The sequence below is a fragment of the Gracilibacillus oryzae genome, assembly GCF_009498735.1.
Taxonomy (GTDB): domain Bacteria; phylum Bacillota; class Bacilli; order Bacillales; family Amphibacillaceae; genus Gracilibacillus; species Gracilibacillus oryzae.
The window spans coordinates 167,759-186,285 of the sequence record NZ_ML762431.1 but is presented as its reverse complement, the minus strand read 5'-3'; the positions used below and the strand labels follow the sequence as shown (position 1 = coordinate 186,285).

Annotated in this window: 19 protein-coding genes and 1 pseudogene; 17 read left to right on the top strand and 3 right to left on the bottom strand. The window is 41.2% G+C overall.

The features are described from left to right. From biuH to F9U64_RS23380, 7 genes are all read left to right on the top strand, one after another. Positions 1-658, top strand: a 658-nt coding sequence (gene biuH / locus F9U64_RS12355; protein WP_153403865.1) for a biuret amidohydrolase, incomplete at its 5' end; no start/stop codon positions are given. A gap of 5 nt (positions 659-663) precedes the next feature. Continuing rightward, a complete protein-coding gene (locus F9U64_RS12350; protein WP_153403826.1) occupies positions 664-1,347 on the top strand; it encodes a cysteine hydrolase family protein in 684 nt (227 codons plus the stop codon). Positions 1,348-1,363: 16 nt separating this feature from the next. Next, the gene (locus tag F9U64_RS12345) at positions 1,364-2,998 is read left to right on the top strand and encodes a PucR family transcriptional regulator (RefSeq protein ID WP_153403824.1); all 1,635 of its coding nucleotides are present in this window, start codon (positions 1,364-1,366) and stop codon (positions 2,996-2,998) included. Further along, positions 2,995-3,939, top strand: coding sequence for a formamidase (locus tag F9U64_RS12340; RefSeq protein WP_153403822.1), 945 nt, complete (start codon positions 2,995-2,997; stop codon positions 3,937-3,939). The genes F9U64_RS12345 and F9U64_RS12340 overlap by 4 nt, the downstream gene beginning before the upstream one ends. 27 nt (positions 3,940-3,966) lie before the next feature. After that, positions 3,967-4,383 (top strand): cupin domain-containing protein, encoded by a 417-nt coding sequence (locus F9U64_RS12335; RefSeq protein ID WP_153403821.1) that lies wholly within the window; start codon positions 3,967-3,969, stop codon positions 4,381-4,383. A 57-nt stretch (positions 4,384-4,440) separates the two neighbouring features. Next, complete coding sequence (atzF, locus tag F9U64_RS12330; protein ID WP_153403819.1) at positions 4,441-6,234, top strand: allophanate hydrolase; 1,794 nt, start codon at positions 4,441-4,443, stop codon at positions 6,232-6,234. Positions 6,235-6,544: 310 nt separating this feature from the next. Further along, entirely contained in the window at positions 6,545-6,676 is a 132-nt protein-coding gene (locus F9U64_RS23380; RefSeq protein WP_266095252.1) for a hypothetical protein, read from the top strand. Between the two features lie 697 nt (positions 6,677-7,373). Here the strand turns inward: F9U64_RS23380 and F9U64_RS12325 are convergent. From F9U64_RS12325 to F9U64_RS12315, 3 genes are all read right to left on the bottom strand, one after another. Continuing rightward, on the bottom strand, positions 7,374-8,282 hold the full coding sequence (locus tag F9U64_RS12325; RefSeq protein ID WP_153403817.1) for an accessory Sec system S-layer assembly protein: 909 nt from the start codon (positions 8,280-8,282) through the stop codon (positions 7,374-7,376). Between the two features lie 7 nt (positions 8,283-8,289). Continuing rightward, positions 8,290-10,659, bottom strand: coding sequence for an accessory Sec system translocase SecA2 (gene secA2, locus F9U64_RS12320; RefSeq protein WP_153403815.1), 2,370 nt, complete (start codon positions 10,657-10,659; stop codon positions 8,290-8,292). A 127-nt stretch (positions 10,660-10,786) separates the two neighbouring features. Then, entirely contained in the window at positions 10,787-11,839 is a 1,053-nt protein-coding gene (locus F9U64_RS12315) for an LCP family protein (RefSeq protein ID WP_153403813.1), read from the bottom strand. Between the two features lie 482 nt (positions 11,840-12,321). Here F9U64_RS12315 and F9U64_RS12310 point away from each other — a divergent pair, with 482 nt between their 5' ends. From F9U64_RS12310 to F9U64_RS23020, 10 genes and pseudogenes are all read left to right on the top strand, one after another. After that, on the top strand, positions 12,322-12,546 hold the full coding sequence (locus tag F9U64_RS12310; RefSeq protein WP_153403811.1) for a DUF1659 domain-containing protein: 225 nt from the start codon (positions 12,322-12,324) through the stop codon (positions 12,544-12,546). Positions 12,547-12,582: 36 nt separating this feature from the next. Further along, positions 12,583-12,795, top strand: a complete 213-nt coding sequence (locus F9U64_RS12305; protein ID WP_153403809.1) for a DUF2922 domain-containing protein — start codon at positions 12,583-12,585, stop codon at positions 12,793-12,795. A 73-nt stretch (positions 12,796-12,868) separates the two neighbouring features. Continuing rightward, entirely contained in the window at positions 12,869-13,021 is a 153-nt protein-coding gene (locus F9U64_RS12300; protein ID WP_153403807.1) for a hypothetical protein, read from the top strand. Between the two features lie 310 nt (positions 13,022-13,331). Beyond that, positions 13,332-13,469, top strand: a complete 138-nt coding sequence (locus F9U64_RS12295) for a YvrJ family protein (protein WP_153403805.1) — start codon at positions 13,332-13,334, stop codon at positions 13,467-13,469. 245 nt (positions 13,470-13,714) lie between these two features. Beyond that, a complete protein-coding gene (locus F9U64_RS12290) occupies positions 13,715-14,476 on the top strand; it encodes a YveK family protein (protein ID WP_153403804.1) in 762 nt (253 codons plus the stop codon). Then, on the top strand, positions 14,451-15,152 hold the full coding sequence (locus F9U64_RS12285; RefSeq protein WP_153403802.1) for a CpsD/CapB family tyrosine-protein kinase: 702 nt from the start codon (positions 14,451-14,453) through the stop codon (positions 15,150-15,152). The genes F9U64_RS12290 and F9U64_RS12285 overlap by 26 nt, the downstream gene beginning before the upstream one ends. A gap of 250 nt (positions 15,153-15,402) precedes the next feature. Then, positions 15,403-16,164, top strand: a complete 762-nt coding sequence (locus F9U64_RS12280) for a CpsB/CapC family capsule biosynthesis tyrosine phosphatase (protein ID WP_153403800.1) — start codon at positions 15,403-15,405, stop codon at positions 16,162-16,164. Between the two features lie 114 nt (positions 16,165-16,278). Beyond that, positions 16,279-17,046, top strand: coding sequence for a tyrosine-protein phosphatase (locus tag F9U64_RS12275; protein WP_153403798.1), 768 nt, complete (start codon positions 16,279-16,281; stop codon positions 17,044-17,046). Between the two features lie 77 nt (positions 17,047-17,123). Next, entirely contained in the window at positions 17,124-18,002 is an 879-nt protein-coding gene (gene galU, locus F9U64_RS12270) for a UTP--glucose-1-phosphate uridylyltransferase GalU (RefSeq protein ID WP_153403797.1), read from the top strand. A 62-nt stretch (positions 18,003-18,064) separates the two neighbouring features. Further along, positions 18,065-18,527 (top strand): annotated as a pseudogene (locus F9U64_RS23020) (hypothetical protein); the annotation flags it as partial.

The following is an 18,527-nucleotide window of genomic DNA, read 5'->3' as shown; positions in this document are numbered from 1 at the left end:
GAAGAAAACAGCATTGGTTATCATTGACATGCAGACAGACTTTTGTGGCGAGGGTGGCTATGTTGATGCGATGGGGTATGATTTATCGTTAACCGCAAGAGCGATCAAACCAATTAAGCGTTTATTGAATAAAGTAAGAGAAATTCCTGACTTCACAGTGATTCATACCCGTGAGGGACACAAACCGGATTTATCTGATTTACCGGAAAACAAGCGGTGGAGAAGTGCACAAATCGGTGCAGAGATCGGAAGTGCGGGACCAGCTGGCCGAATTTTGATCAGAGGAGAAGCGGGCTGGGATATTATTGATGAATTAAAACCGGTTGATGGCGAATATATCATTGATAAACCAGGAAAAGGCAGCTTCTATGCGACTGATTTAGAGTTAGTCCTCCGCAATAAAGGGATTGAGAATTTAATTTTGACAGGGATCACAACAGATGTATGTGTCCATACAACAATGAGAGAAGCGAATGACCGCGGATTTGAGTGTCTGATTCTAGAAGATTGTACAGGAGCGACTGACATGAACAATCATAAAGCAGCTCTTGAAATGGTGAAAATGCAAGGCGGCGTCTTCGGAAGTGTCTCCTCTTCGGAAAAAGTTCTGCAGCTTTTAGAAACATTGGTGGTTGAGAAAGAAACGATTAAAGGGTGATAGAAATGATAACAAACCAAACAACAGTGACAATTCCAAGTCAGCCTTACGATTTTGCCTGTGATCTGAATAAAACAGCGCTTGTGATCATTGACATGCAAAATGATTTTTGCGCAAATGGCGGTTTTGGCGAAATGCTTGGGAACGACATTACAAACACGAAATCGATTATTCCTACAATAAAGCAAGTACTGGACCAATTCCGTGCTCACAATTTAACGGTTGTCCACACAAGAGAGGGGCATGAACCGGATTTATCTGATTGCCCTGAAAGTAAGTTAAAGCGAAGCAAGCGTCAAGGAGCGGGGATTGGCGATTCAGGCAGTATGGGCCGGATATTGATTAAAGGAGAAAAAGGCCATGCGATTGTCGAGGAATTAACTCCTGAGCCTGGCGAAATCGTAATTGATAAACCAGGAAAAGGCGCTTTTTACCAAACGAACTTATTGGAAGAATTAAACGCGCGTGGGATTGAATCATTAATTGTAACAGGTGTCACCACCCATGTCTGTGTTCATTCAACAGTTCGAGAAGCAAATGATCGGGGCTTTGATTGTTTAGTATTGGAAGACGGCACGGCCGCATTTGATGAAGATGATCAACAAGCTGCAATAAGAATGTTTCATCAGCAAGGTGCTATTTTTGGTTGGGTAAGTCATTCTGCCAAATTGTTAGAACAGCTCAAATAAGGGAGAGAAGAATGATATGGAACTCAAGGATCGAGGGTTGAGCATTCAAGAGTTGCTCGCAATGCCGCAGTTCAAAGAAGCTCACGTCGCAGCGGGTGCAGCCAACTTAACGAACTTAATTAAGCGAGTGAATGTCATGGAAGTACCAGATGTGGAAAACTGGGTGCGTCCGGGTGAATTCTTAATGACAACAGGTTATCCATATCGGGACACCCCTGAGGACTTTGGTCAGCTGATTCCGAAGTTAGCGGAAAAAGGTGTTGCTGGATTAGGGATAAAGACAAAACGATTCTTAGAAGAAATTCCGCCAACTGTTATAGAGATTGCACAGCAATACAATTTTCCGCTGATTGAACTGCAGCCTGACACAACATTTTCCGATATTGTGCGTACGGTGATGGAGCAAGTTTTTTATAAAGAGTCTGAGCATCTAAATGTTTTGCAGGAACGACTGCAACTCATCACCAAGCTTCTCCTGGAAAATAAGAAGTTAGAACATACATTAGCCGAACTGGAAAAAATCTTAAGCAATCCGATCGCATTAGTGGATCTGTCCGAAGAATCTGCCCATGTGCAGATGGCATCAGCTGCTTATAAAGAATTGTTTGAACAAATTGACTGGCAGGAATTAGCGGGCCAATCTGAAGACAGGTCTGGAATGATAGAAATTGGAGGGGAGATAATCTCTGTTTATATGTCTCCAGTCCCTGCCAAATACACCAACAATTCCTGGCTGATTTTACTAGAATGGGAAACCACTACCGCTTCTATCGATGTTCTGACAGTCGATCGGGTCAGTTCGTTAATCGCACTGGAATTAGTCAATAATGAAGCAAGAAAAATGGTAGAAACACAACACCTTGATCAATTTATCAGTGACTGGTTACAGGGCCGTGTGAAAGCTTTGCCAGACATTCATATACGTGCCGAATCCTGTGGCTATACATTGTCTTATCAAGGATATTATGAAGCATTAACTATTCGATGGCTAGGTGAACAAGCACATTCGCTCCAATTAGTGAATGTGATGAAACGATTAAAAACTTCCATTGAGCCTAATTCATTAGTAAGTTTAGTAGATGGCCAGATTGTTCTGATCATTCATGGAGAGGAATTGGAAGATCTAGACACGAACATCAGCAGAACGTATACTGCAATCACCTCCATGCCAGAACTGGCTGAGAACAATATATCAATTTGTCGTGGTGGTGCCGTAACTTCACCGGAAAAACTGTGCAAAAGCTATGAAAAAGCTCAAAGCGTAAAGGAAATAAGTGATTTTTACGGTTTTCAACAAGCTGTTTTATCAATCGGGGATTTGGGCGTTTACCGGTTATTATACTTTCTACCCGACAACAAAGAAATCGATCATTATGTCGAACACTTATTAGGTCCATTACTGGATTATGACCATGATAATCAAACGAATCTAGTAGAAACACTTGATATGTACTTCCGGCAAAACCGAAATATGAAACTGACAGCAAAGGCGCTTTTTGCGCATTATAATACAGTTGTTTACCGAATGGAACGGATTAAAACAATACTGCAAAACGATTTGGATGATTCTGATATTCAACTTCAGCTTTATTTAGCATTGAAGCTAGTAAACTTAGACAATATCAAAAAAAGTACGGGAGGATTAGTATGACAGGATTAGGCGGGTTAAATAAGTCTCCAGATGGTGTCGGGATAGGGTTGGTGCAGCTGGAAAACCCTAATGTAAAAACACCAGCAGATTTAAAAAAGCAGACAGAAAAAGTATGTGAATTGATAGGTAAAGCACGTCGCAATCAACCGACGATGGATTTAGTCGTTTTTCCAGAGTATTGTCTGCACGGACTTTCCATGGATACAAACCCGGAAATAATGTGTCATATTGATGGACCAGAAGTGCAGGCATTTCAACAAGCCTGTATCGACAACGACATTTGGGGATGTTTTTCAATCATGGAATATAACCCTGAAGGAAATCCCTATAACACAGGATTAATCATTGATAATAAAGGCGAAATCAAATTAAATTACCGCAAACTTCATCCATGGGTACCTGTCGAGCCATGGGCACCAGGGGATTTAGGGATTCCGGTTTGTGAGGGGCCGAATGGCAGTACATTGGCATTGATCATCTGTCATGATGGAATGTTTCCGGAAATGGCTCGCGAATGTGCATACAAAGGTGCGGATATTATGATTCGAACAGCAGGTTATACCGCACCAATTAAACACTCCTGGAATATTACCAACCAGACTAATGCATTCTGCAATCTAATGTACACCGCTTCTGTTTGTCTTTGTGGATCAGATGGCACCTTTGACTCGATGGGAGAAGGAACATTTGTTAATTTTGATGGCGTTCCAATGGTGAAAGGAAGCAACCGCCCAGACGAGATTATTACAAGTGAATTGAAGCCGAAATTAGTGGAAGAAGCGAGAAAGTACTGGGGTGTAGAAAACAATATCTATCAACTTGGCCATAGAGGGTATGTAGCAGTAGAAGGCGGTGCGAATGACTGTCCGTATACGTATATGAAAGATTTGGTTGAAGAGAAATATAGATTGCCTTGGGAAGATGAAGTTGTGCATAAGTAAAAAATGCTTCGAGGGAGGAAGATAATGATGAGTGAAAATAAACAAACAAAAGTATTAGTTGGCGAGCGAATGGAGTGGAGCCTGATGCCGGACCACCGCGAACTGTATCACAGGGAAATATTGAGTGCAGAGCAAGCGGATTATCTTCAGGTAAAAGCAAGCAGCATTCTCTGGGAAAAAATTGATAAAGACGGCCAAGTGTTACCACATTATCATGATGTAGCAGAAATTATTCATATTACTGTCGGAAAAGTAAAATTACTATGCAACGGAGAATGGAAGTCTTACAAAGCTGGCGACACATTCCAAGTACCAGCAGGTGTGGTGCATTCTGTAGCCAATGATGATACAAAACCTAGTGAACAAATCAGTGTATTTTTGCCAGTGGACGAGAATCATCCGGCGAATTCCTTTTTTAATACCGTTTTAGTTGATCAAGAATAAACCGTATAAACGGATATGTACAGTACGCAAAATAGAGACAGAAATGGAGTTGTTACTATGAGTATGATCACGTTCCCCAGAATTCTTTCGGTTGAATGGTTAAGGGAAATGTATCAAACAGAAGAGCTTACACCTGTAATGGTTATCCAGGAAATTATTCGCCGAGCAGAAGAAGATGAGGATATGAGTATTTGGATAACACCTCCTTCAATGGAAAGGATACAGCCTTATTTGGATGGTCTGGAAACAATCAATCCAGCTGATGCACCGCTTTGGGGAATCCCTTTTGCTATAAAAGATAATATTGATCTAAAAGGAATCCCTACAACGGCAGGGTGTGCGGAATATGCTTATACACCAGCGGAACATGCGACAGTTGTGGAAAGACTAATCACAGCAGGTGCCATTCCTGTTGGCAAAACCAATTTAGATCAATTTGCCACAGGTCTTGTTGGCACAAGAAGCCCTTATGGCGAAACAAAAAATGCGTTAAGAAAAGATCTGATCAGCGGGGGATCCAGCTCAGGTTCTGCTGTCTCTGTCGCGGTCGGTCAAGCTGCCTTTGCGCTTGGAACAGACACTGCAGGCTCAGGAAGAGTACCAGCCAGCTTAAATAATCTGGTTGGATTTAAATCAAGTGTCGGTGCATGGCCGAAAAAAGGTGTTGTACCGGCATGTGAAAGCATCGATTGTGTGACCGTTTTTGCAGATAGCATGGAAACAGCTTTAGAAGTAGATGAAGCTGTCCGCGGTGTAGACGAAAAGGATCCATGGTCCAAAGCGTATGCCAAACCAGGAAAAGAACTTCCGGGGAAAATCATTTTGCCTAAAGAACCAATTGATTTCTTCGGCCCTTTTGCTGAAGAATACCGAAAAGCATGGGAAAAGACTCTTAAACAATTGGAGCAGCTGCCTATCCCAATTACCTATGTCGATTATGAATTGTTCGCTGCCACTGCTCAAATCCTGTATGGCGGTCCATGGGTGGCAGAACGCTGGGAAGCACTGGGCGATTTTATTACCCAGCATCCAGGAGCATCTTTCCCGGTAACAGAGCAGATTTTACGATCAGGTTCAGCAGACGAATACGATGCAGCTGCCTTGTTCAAAGCAATCCATACATTGCAGCAGTATAAATTGGAAGCATGGAAGCTGTTAGAAAATGCTGTCCTGATCACTCCAACAAACGCCGGAACATGGACGCGAGAACAAGTGCGCATCAATCCAATCGGTACAAACAGTGACATGGGGCGCTTTACCAACCACTGTAATTTACTAGATTTATGCGCGATTGCGATTCCATCCTTTGAAGCAGGAGAAAATTTACCATTTGGCATTACGATTTTCGCAACGGCTGATAAAGAGAGCTTGGTATGCGGTATGGCTGACTTGTTAGTAAATGAAGGGAAACAGACAGAAGCTGCTTCTAAAGATACTACACTAGTCGCTGTATGTGGATTACATATGCGCGGATTCGCTTTAGAAAAACAGATGAAGGAACTAGGTGCTAAGTTCATTCGTGAAGACCAAACAGCAGCCAAATATCAATTCATTAAACTGCCAACAAATCCAGCAAAGCCTGGGTTAATCAAACAGAAAACAGGCGGAGGTTCGATAAATATTGAACTATGGGAAATGCCGTCAGTTGGATTTGGAACTTTTGTCACAAGCATCCCGTCACCACTAGGCATAGGAAAAATAGAATTGCAAGACGGCAGCGAAGTACCTGGATTTATTTGTGAAGATTACGCCAAACAAGGTGCAGAAGATATCACCCATTTAAAAAGCTGGCGGAACTTATCTGAGGGTGAAGAAGCAGTGGAGATGGAGACAGTGTTAGCGTCAGGTTAATGTGTTTTATGTTTGTATGCGTGAAAAAATCCTTGCAGAGCTGATATGATAATTGGCTGTTGTGAGGATTTTTACTATTATAACTGGTTCTGCTGTATAATTTCCGCTAACCATAGAGGAACAAAAAAACGCCAAAACATTTGGGAGGTGGATGGATGCCATGAGGGGAGCAAGGTAGGATAGTGAAAGCATTCAGGAGGAGTCTGAATGCCATGAGGGGAGCGGGAAGGAATAGTGAAGGCATTCAGAAGGTGGCTGGATGCTTTGAGGGGACTGGGGAGCGGGCATGAAGGCATTCGGAGGAGTCTGAATGCCAAGAGGGAAGCGGGGAGGAGAAGTGAAAGCATTCAGAAGGAGTCTGAATGTCATGAGGGGAGCAGGGAGGAGAAGTGAAGGCATTCAGAAGGAGTCTGAATGCCATGAGGGAAGCGAGGCAGGATAGTGAAAGCATTCAGAAGGAGTGTGAATGCCATGAGGAGCTCAGGGAGGAGAAGCGAAGGTATTCAGAAGTAATCTGAATGCTTTGAGAGGAACAAAAAGCAAGCGCCAAAGCATTTGGAAAGTTTTTTTCATCAAATAACCGAACAGAAGCACTGAATTGAAGAATAAACTGCTTTAAAACATCAAAGGACAAAAGGAAAAAACCTGATTGAAGAATAAACTGCTTTTAAACATCAAAGGACAAAAGAAAAAAACCTGATTGAAGAATAAACTGCTTTTAAACATCAAAGGACAAAAGAAAAAAACCTGATTGAAGAACAAACCTCTTTTAAACATCAACCCACAAAAGGAAAGGAACCTGATTGAAGAACAAGCCCCTCTTAAACATCAACCCACAAAAGAAAAAAACCTGATTGAAGAATAAACCCCTTTTAAACATCAAAGGACAAAAGGAAAGGAACCTGATTGAAGAACAAGCCCCTCTTAAACATCAACCCACAAAAGGAAAAAACCTGATTGAAGAACAAACCTCTTTTAAACATCAACCCACAAAAGGAAAGGAGCCTGATTGAAGAACAAGCCCCTTTTAAACATCAACCCACAAAAGGAAAGGAACCTGATTGAAGAACAAATCCCATCCACCCACACCCCACAAAAAAACCACATCCCCAATTAAGTGAATGTGGTCAAACAACAATCTATTTATTATTCTGTATAACTTCAGCCTGCCACTTGCTCAAATCAATCTCTGCCGCATCTTTCAACAATAATGAAGCTGGGAAGAGGAAGCGCCATGGCTTGCTTGTGTTTGCTTTGATTGTCAGTGTTTCGAACTGGAAGCCGCCTTTTGCGATGACTTCACCTGATGCGTCTGTCACCATTAGTGGCAACTTCTCGATATTAAGGTCGCGTTCGGCGCCGTTTCTGATTAAGATGGTCACAGACAGCTGGTTGTCTTCCATTAATTTTGCTTCGATTCCCATAAAATTCACTTCGCCGGCTTTTAATGGCTTCGCGGATTCTACGATTTTCTCGAGCTGTTCGATGCTGTCTTGTGCCAGTGATTCTTTCCATGAATCTTCCAGGTCTAACTGGTGCTTTTTCTTTAATTCGAATGCGATTGTCCAGTTGCTGTTTGGTTCGGCGTTTATTTTTGCCAATTCTTTTTTGGAAAAAGTGAATTTCCATGGACGGCTGCTTTTTGCCGGAAGTTTGCCGACAGATGATAAATCAAATGATTTTTTGATAATCGTGCGTTTTTCATCGTCCAGTAAAACTATGTTGGCTGTTCGTAAATTAATCGCTTTGTTTACACTGTGTCGGATTAATGTAATAAATTGAAATTCGTGCTTGCGTTCTTCCAAATCAACAGTTGTGATGGAGATTTGGTTTGGCTTTAATGGTTTGGCGTCACTGTTATGAAAAGCAAACACATATTTTTCTTCTTCAGGTAAGTTCCAGCTTGGATGGATCGATAAGGTTGTTTCGATCTCTTCATCGCCAGTTTCTGTACCAACATCTTCTCCTAGTACATCAGCTGCATTGATCTCCTGCTCATCGTTTGCTTTGCTTTTTCTTCGTTTGTCTAAAAAAGGAAACATCCCCATGCTGCAATCACTTCTCCTCTTCCTTCAATAATTTGAACATAATCGCTTTGAATGAACTAACAAAGAATTGGTGGATTTGGCCTTCTGTCATTTGGTACATCCATTCGAAAATCTGGTAACCTTCTTTTGTATAAATCTGAATCGGGTCTTCCTGCTCGTAGGAGCGCATGCCAATACCATCTCTCAGGCGTCCCATCTCCTCAAGGTGGGTTGTCCAGTTGCGGTCAATCACAGAAAGCGCACCTTTACGAACATGTTCTTCTGCCACTGTATCATAATTCAATTTGTTAAAAATCTCAAAATGCTTTTCTAACAAGTCCTGAACAAATGGCTCGATTTCTTCGTACTCGCTAAAGCGTGTATCTTGTGGTACTTCCACGAACAAAATTTCATTCAAGCTTGAAAGCAGTTTTTCCTGTTCCCACTGATCTGGCAGTAAATTAGGATTGATCAATCGATCCACAAGCTTCCTCACAACATCTTCTGCATATCCACTGATCAGTTCGACTACTTTTTCTGTTGTCAGCATTTTATCACGTAACTGATAGATAACTTTACGCTGGTCGTTGACTACTTGCTCCAGCTGGAAGTTGAATTCACGGAACTGGAAGTGCTGGCCTTCACTGATTTTTTGAACCGTATCAATCCACTCATTCACTTGCTTGTTGGTTACTTGGCCTTTTTCATCTGTTGTAACTTTTCCTTCCACACGTTCCAACAGATCATGACCGAAGCGTTTCACTAGTTCATCTTCCAATGAAATGATAAACTGCGAAGAACCTGGATCGCCTTGACGTCCGGAGCGTCCTTTTAACTGGTTATCAATTCTTCGGCTTTCATGGCGTTCTGTACCGATAACGTGGAGACCGCCTAATTCGGCAACACCTTCACCAAGCATAATATCTGTTCCGCGTCCTGCCATGTTTGTTGCGATCGTGATTTGTGATTTTTGCCCTGCGAGTGAAATAAGGTGAACTTCTCTTTCCACACTTTTCGCATTTAATAATTGATAATCAAGCTTTTGCTTGTTCAAGTACTGTGCAACTGTTTCGGACTGGATAATCGATGTTGTTCCGATTAAAATCGGCTGGCCTTTTGCATGACGCTCCACAACTTCTTTCACCAAATAATCATACTTCTGCTCTTTTGTCTGGAAAATCAGATCCTCCATGTCTTCACGGGCAATTGGTTTGTTTGTCGGGATTTGAATAACATCCATGTTGTATACTTTCTGGAATTCTTTTTCTTCCGTTTTAGCTGTACCTGTCATCCCGCCGACGATAGGGTACATGTGATAATAGTTCTGGATCGTGATGGATGCCTGTGCTTTATTTTCTTCGGTTACTTTTAATCCTTCTTTTGCTTCGATGGCCTGGTGAAGTCCCTCACTCAAGCTGCGGCCTTCCATAATCCGGCCTGTATTCATATCAACAAGCTTGATGATCCCGTCTTCCACGATATAATCCACATCACGCTCGAACAGAACTTTCGCTCTCAGTGCCTGATTCATATAATGGTTAAGCGCGCGGTGCTCCAGATCATAGAAGTTATCGATCGCAAAAATTTTCTCGATTTTATTGATGCCGTCTTCTTTGAAACTTACTGTCTTCAGTTCCAGATCATATTGAAAGTCTTTGCCTTCTTTTAATGTCTTCACAACTTTGGCACAGACAGAATGCAGATTTTCACTTAATCTTGCTTTCCCTGCAACGATCAGCGGTGTTTTTGCTTCATCAATTAACACACTGTCCACTTCATCAATGATCGCATAGTGATAAGGGCGCTGTACTTTTTGTGCGGCAGAATAGGTCATATTATCGCGAAGAAAATCAAAACCGAATTCTGTTCCGATACCATACGTGATGTCCGCCTGATATGCTTTCACTTTCTGATTCGCATCCATTCCCGGCACATTAATACCGACCGTTAATCCTAAAAAGGAATGAATTTGGCCGATTAAGTCGCGGTCACGTCTCGCCAGGTAATCATTTACCGTGATAACGTGAACACCTTTTCCTTCAAGTGCACGCAAATAACTTGGAAGAGAGGCTACGAGCGTTTTCCCTTCCCCTGTAGGCATTTCGGCAATATTTCCTTCTAATAAAACCAATCCGCCGATAAGCTGCACATCATAATGACGCAAGCCTAGAACTCTTTTCGATGCTTCACGGACTGTCGCAAATGCTTCGACTGTGATCTGTTCAACAGAGCCGCCGCCTTCTAAGTATTTTTTGAATTCGATTGTTTTATTTTTAAGCTGACTGTCAGACAACTCGGCGTATATATTCTCTAGCTGATTTATTTCTTCCACTGTCTTGCGGTATTTTTTATATACTTTATATTGCTGTGATTCTTTCCATTTTGCTATTAAATTCATTGTATAAACGCTCCTTGTAACATTTACAAATAACTACTAAATTAGTATAACATGAATATTTCTCATTTAATATCTACTGATGAAAAAAAGTGATGGTTCTCTCTTGGTAATGAGAACCATCACTTCCTTATTCTAAGCTTTCCTTTGCTGCCAGTGAGTCTGATGACTGATCGTCAGTCTGTTCTTCTGTTGCCTGCTCCATTGCCAGGTGTGAGTTTAATGTGTTGGACATATTCGCAAGACTCGTATCATCTACCTGGTAATAATAGACGTTATCAATATAAGAATCCTGGCCTTCCAGTGTAAAGGTGTCAATATTTAGACTTCCTGTTTTGGCATAAGCAATTAAGCTTTGCATTTCATCGAATGTCATGTTTGTTTTCATATTGTTGCCGACCGCTTCCAGAAGGTCATCATACTTCAGTACAGAATCAACGGATAATGCACGGTTGACAATTGCTTTTAAAATTTCCTGCTGACGTTTTCCACGTTCGATATCATTGTCGATCTTTCTCGTTCTGGCAAGTGCCAACGCTTCCTCGCCATCTAACTGCTGAACGCCTGGTGTTAAATGAATCGCGTTTGCTACATCCTGGCTGTTCTGTTCATAGACTTCGACAGGAACATCAACCTGAATGCCGCCTAATGTATCAACAACATCCATAAATGCATTGAAATTCACGCGGACATAATAATCAACAGGGACCTGAAGGAATTGCTCGACTGTTTCTATCGTTGCTTTTGGTCCGCCATAAGCATGAGCATGATTAATTTTAGTATATCTGTCTCGTTCTGGAACATAGGTGTAGGTGTCTCGAGGTATGCTTAATAAATTCACGCTATGGTCTTCACTGTTTAATGTCGCTAATAACAGTGCATCAGATAATTGGTTGGATTGATTGCTTTCCGACCGTTTTTCACTATCATCAATACCAATAAAAAGAATGGAGATATTATCCTGCTGCGGGTTTACTTCTTCTTCTCTTAACTCTGAGCCTTGCTCTCTGCCATCATCTTCGTAGGAATCTTTCACAACTTCTTCTGCTTTATTTAATAGATTCGTTGCATAAACTCCGACTCCTCCAACTAGAAAAAGGAGGATCACTAATGCGAAGGCGACTCTGCGTCTTCTTTTTCGCTTCTTCGCTATTTTCTTCAATTCATTTCTCGATTGTGACATATACTATGCTCCTTAAACAAATTTTAGCATCAAATTACATTTTACTATGAAATGAAAAAACTGTCACCAACCTTTACATGACGATTCTATTAAAATTTGATGGAAAATTGGTGGAATTTCAGATTTGCAGTTTAGCAGATGCCGTTCTCCCTAGTATATGAAGGGTTTCTTTGCCTATATGCATAAGGGCTTATTCAACTTTTAAGAACATATAAAAATTATAAAATTTGGTCATATGATGTTCGCTGACAGAAACGGCCACGTCCGGCTCCAGCGCCCAGAGACTAGGCGACTTCGCGAAATCGCCCTACGATAAGTCATCATCGGTTCGTTACCTCACCGTGATTCCTTTATCTCAGTTGATTCGCTCCACTCGCTACGTCTCTAAACGGGCACTTGCGCCTTTGTTCCAAAAAAAATTATAAAAAGATGCTACTTTTGGCTGCTTCAGATTGATTATAGAAGTGAAGGGAGGTGATCAAATGGCAGTTGCAACAAAAGTTGATTCCAGATTGCAGTTCGTGTTCGAAAACGGTATAGACCCAGTCAGTGGTGAGATGCAGTACAAATCAAAATCATTCAACAATGTAAAAATTGATGCGACAGCAGATCAGCTGTTAGCAATCACAGATGTGTTAGTCCCGCTTCAGCAGTTAGTGTTATCTGAAGTAAACCGTGACGACAAATCGATCATCACTGCAGAGTAACACACATCCTAATTGAAGAGAAAGGAGGCGAACCAGTTGAAAAAAATCGAGTTGAAATTCGAGAACGAGGAAGGCAAAACGGTAACTCTTTCATTAGATAACCCGGTAGAACCAGTAGATCCACAGCTTGTCAACACAGCAATGGACACCATCATTGCCCAAAACGCGATCTTCTCAAGCGGCGGCAACCTAGTCGCAAAGAAAAGCGCACGCATCGTTGAACGAAATGTAACAGATATCACACTTTAATGATAAAAGAAAAAGAGTTGCGTCCCAGCGCAGCTCTTTTTCTTGAATAGCAGAAAATGAGAAGAAAAGGAAGGTGATTATAATAGAAGAAGCAAAAAAACTTGATACCAGATTACGAATAATATTGGAAAATGGAGTGGATGAATTGCTAGAGGAGCCAGAGGTGTTATTACCAATTAAGCGATTAGTCATCTCTGAAGAGAAAAATAATGACACAGATAAATAGTAGAACGATAAGTGATGGCTTGAGGAAACCAATCTCATCTACACCAATGTAATAGATGATCACAAAAAACTCCGCCCACATTGATTGCAGCGGAGAGTAGTCGACTCCTGCGGGAACAGCGCGAGCCGAAGACCCCGCAGACAAGCGAACTTTGCTTGTCGAGGAGGCTGAGGCCGTGCCCGCGGAAAGCGACTACTCGCAGCGGAAATCGACCTTGCCTGAGTCTCAAATATCGGAATGCCTGATGGTCTTCACATATTAAGGCTTTATGTTTACAAAATCTTAATAATCCAGAAAGGAGCACCCCAACATGGAACAAACCTGGATTGCATTAATAACAGATTTAGGTTTCCCCGTCGCTGTAACATTCTATCTGTTACACCGCGTCGAAACCAAATTAAATACATTAATCGAATCCATCGTTGCCTTACCAGAAAAAATGCGCTAATGGAGAACAAAGGGACAGAAAAGGTCCCTTTTTCCAATTTCTTATATCACACTCCCAAAAATTATGATATAATCCATGTGAATATGCTGTGTTATAATTCTATCGACGCAATACTTCTTTATCACGGCGCTAAACGTCAGTAATCCCACACTCAAATTAAGTGGTGAACAACACGCGTTAAGCACCCTGATAAGTCTCACTTTATCAATCTGCAATCAAAGAATCTATCTGGAGGTAGCAAATCAATGGAGGAAACCATTTCACTGAAAGAGATCTTTCAAGTAATCAGAAAGCGCATCTTACTCATTATTGGTTTAACTGTCGGGGCAATGTTAGTCAGCGCATTTATAAGTTATTTTATGTTGACACCAACCTATCAGACTAGCACCCAGTTTATCGTTAACCAGGATACAAATGAAACAAACACCGTAGATATTAATCAAATCCGAACAAACGTAGAAATTATCAATACATACAATGATATTATCAACAGTAACCGGATCTTAAGTCAGGTAGTGGATGAGCTTGGATTATCGATGTCTGCCGGTCAGTTAGGCAGCAAAGTATCGGTATCAAGCGGGGAAAATTCCCAGGTCGTGACACTAAGAGTAACGGATACAGATCCTGAGCGAGCAGTGGAAATCGCCAACACAACAGTAGCGGTTTTCCAGAATACGTTGCCGGAATTACTGGATGTCAACAATGTCAGTGTCCTGACACCTGCAACAATCAGTGCCAATCCATCTCCTGTCAATCCAAAGCCAACATTAAATATTGCGATTGCAATGGTTGTTGGATTAATGGCTGGTGTGGGACTTGCTTTCTTACTGGAATATTTCGATAATACGATCAAAAATGAGCAAGATATTGAAGATAAATTAGAGTTGCCAATCCTTGGTGTGATCTCCCATGTAACCGATGAGGAATCAACCCAATCACGTGCGGTTCAGACGAATACAAGAAGAGAGAGGGGGAGCGTAAATGGCCAGACGAAAAAAACTGTCTAAAAAAATGGGCAATATCCGCCATTTGATCACAAAGTTAAATCCGCGTTCCCCTGTATCAGAACAATACAAAACCGTCCGGACCAATCTTCAGTTTGCGGCAGTGGACGGTGATTTGAAGTCAATGCTGATCACCTCATCAGGCCCTGCAGAAGGGAAATCAACCGTTACGGCTAATTTAGCGGTTGTATTCGCCCAGCAAGGGAAAAAAGTTTTACTAATTGATGCCGATATGCGCAAGCCGACATTGCATTATACTTTCCGTCTCGATAACCTGCAGGGATTAAGTTCTGTGCTTGTAGGCGGAGGAACACTGGAAGGATCTGTTCGAAATAGTGATGTTCCAGGTCTTGACTTGCTTCCGTGCGGTCCGATTCCTCCAAACCCGTCTGAGCTGCTAGGTTCAAAAAAGATGGAACAATTAGTGGAAGAAGCATATAAGCAATATGATCTGGTGATTTTCGATACACCGCCAGTGCTTGCCGTTACGGATGCCCAGATCCTTGGCAATCTGTGCCATGGTGTTGTAATGGTCGTTCGCAGTAAACAGACAGAATATGAAGCAGCCCAAAAGGCGAAAGAACTGTTAAAAGTAGGAAATGCCAAATTACTGGGTGTTGTATTAAATGATAAAGAAGTCAAGCGTGATTCCCAATATTACTATTACGGAACAAACTAAGATATGCCTATCCCTCATGATGAGGGATAGGCATTTTTCCGTATAATAACTAATAAAATAAGCTTGGTAAGCGCGTACATAAAGGCTCTACGCCCATCTGATTATTTGTAACAATTTTTCCCCGCCAAATCTACTATTATTCCCGTCCTTTACAAAAAATAAACAAAATTAACTATTTTCTTCTTTTCAAAAGAACTTTCTCATGGTATTCTTTATATAGAACGATCTTCCACCCGAAAGGATGATATAGTTGCTCGATTTCAATCAATACCTAATGATATCAAAGGATGGCGCTGTTCGTAATATGGAAGAGAGTATCGCTATTCTGAAAAAAGCGGCTTCTCAAGGAGTCCATACAATGGTTGTTCTTCAGCGCTACATGCCGGAAATGAATGACTGGACAAAAGACAGAGTCAATACCAAGATCGCACACCTTGAAGAAAAGATAAAAGCCGAGAACCTTCAAATAAAAATAAAAGCATGCCACCTTGTTCCACTATATGGTGATATGGTGGAGGATCTGAAGAATGAAGACCTCTTAACACTGGGAGAAGAGAAGTATGTTTTTATCGAATTGCCATCAGCCCAGATCCCTACATATACTTCACAGGTAATTTACGATATGCAGCTGGAAGGTTACCGCCCTGTTATTTTTCATCCGGAGAAAGTCAAAAGATTTCAAGAAGATTCCAATCTGTTATACCACTTTGTCAAAAATGGCACGATCACCGTATTAAGCGGAAGATCCCTGTTAGGCAAAAGAGGCAAGAAACAGCAGAGCGCCGCCAAGACACTGGTTTCCCATCATCTGACCCATCTGATCAGTTCAGATGCATCAACGGAGAAAGAATACCAGATCAAGGATGTCTGGAAGAAGCTGTCAAGAGACTTCGGTACCGAGACATTTCACGTTTTCCAGGAAAATACGGATGCCATTGATCAGGATTACAACTTGACGAGTGAAGAGCCAATACGCATCAAGAAGCGGAAATTGTTGAATATTTTTAACTAGACAGGAAAAGAGAGGGAAATGATAGATTAATTGGATTTTTTGTGGAAGACTATATCAATATATTGAAAAAATTGCTATACTATCACTATCTACTAGAAAAGGTGCTGAAGTATCATGATAGACATTCATTGCCACATACTCCCAGGATTAGATGACGGTGCGAAGAACGTAGATGAAAGTATTCAAATGGCGAATGCTGCCGTTTCTCAAGGTATTGACACGATTATTGCGACACCACATCATCTGAATGGGAAATATGATAACTACAAAATTGAGATAGTTGAAGCAGTACAGCAATTTAATGATATATTAACCAAATCCGATATCCCCCTCACCATTCTGCCGGGGCAAGAAACACGAATAAATGGAGAAATGATTGCAGACTTAGACAATGGGCATCTGTTGCCATTAAATGAAGCAAGCGGCTATTTGTTTGTAGAATTGCCATCGAACAATGTTCCACGCTATACGAAACAACTCTTATTTGATCTGCAGGTTAATGGAATCAAACCTGTCATCGTTCACCCTGAAAGAAATACAGAAATAATCGAAAATCCAGATCTATTATATGAACTTGTCCGTGATGGCGCTCTAACACAAGTCACCGCAGCAAGTGTTGCCGGTAAATTCGGCAAGAAAATAAAAAAATTCAGTTTGCAGCTGGTTGAGTCGAACTTAACCCATTTTATTGCATCAGACGCCCATAATGTAACAACAAGAGGGTTTGCGATGAATGATGCCTATCAGGTGCTGGAGAGTGAATTTGGATCATCTCTAGTTGACTGGTATATGGACAATGCTTTGTGTGTTGTGAATGACCAACTAGTGGCAGGGCAATTACCTGAAAGAATTAAGAAAAGAAAATTCTTGGGTCTTTTCTAGGTGTGTTTAACTGCGTATTCTATTGAATTATTATACTTATTTAATAGGTAAAATCTATCCTTGGAGGCTGACAGATTATGAGAAAAGTAAAAAAAGCAATTATCCCGGCAGCGGGATTAGGAACAAGATTCTTACCGGCAACAAAAGCACTGCCAAAAGAAATGTTACCGATAGTCGACAAACCTACAATCCAATATATAGTAGAAGAAGCAATTGCATCAGGGATTGAAGATATTATTATCGTCACAGGAAAAGGCAAGCGTGCCATAGAAGACCATTTCGATAATAACTTTGAATTAGAAGACAATTTATTGAAAAAAGGCAAGTTCGAATTACTGGAAAAAGCAAAGCAGCCAGCATCTGTAGAAATCCATTACATAAGACAAAAAGAACCACTTGGCCTAGGTCATGCTGTTTGGTGTGCCCGAAAATTCATTGGTGATGAGCCATTCGCTGTCCTGCTAGGTGATGATATTGTACAAGCAGAAACGCCTTGTTTGAAGCAGTTGATTGATCAATATGAGGAGACTGGCGGTTCAATTATTGGTGTGCAGCAAGTGCCGGAAAATGAAACACATCGTTATGGAATTGTGGATCCAAATCAGCAAAATGACAGAACATATTCTGTAAGGCGTTTTGTAGAAAAGCCTGAAAAAGGAACTGCTCCATCAAACTTAGCCATTATGGGCCGATATATTTTATCACCGAAGATTTTCCACTATCTTGATCAAAAGCAGTTAGGTGCTGGCGGAGAAATCCAGTTAACAGATGCGATTCAGCAGTTAAATGAATCACAAAGTGTGTTTGCTTATGATTTTGAAGGGAAAAGGTATGATGTCGGGGAGAAGTTAGGCTTTGTAAGGACAACTTTAGAATTTGCTTTGCAAAACGAAGAGATCGGTGCAGAAGTGGAGGAAATGATTGAAGAATTAGCAGCACGAATGGTTAAGCAGTAAGAAAATTGCAAGTGTGTGTAGAAATATTCTTATGAATTTATAACAGAGAGGTTGGGTCCCAGATGGGGTACAGACTCAGGATATTATTATTAATATTAATGGATTCCATTATTGTGAGTACAGCAATATTTATTGCTTCATGGATTGTTTATCCTGCTGAGAATATTTTTTCTCTTCATCCATTATGGATAAGTGCCGTTGCTCTATTGGCTTTTCACCATGTGTTTGCCTTTAAGTATAAGCTCTACAATAAAGTATGGGCATATGCCAGTATTGGGGAACTGACAGCCATTGTGAAAGCAATTACGTTTTCTATTGCTTCGACAGCCGTTGTTCAGTTTATGGTTAATGACTTTTCCATTTATCGACGGGCACTTATTGTCACATGGTTATTGCATATTATTTTTATCGGCGGATCACGTTTTATTTGGCGTATCTATCGAGATAATTACATCAAAGATGTTGGAAACAAGAAACGGACACTGATTGTCGGTGCCGGTGCAGCAGGAGCAATGATTGCAAGAC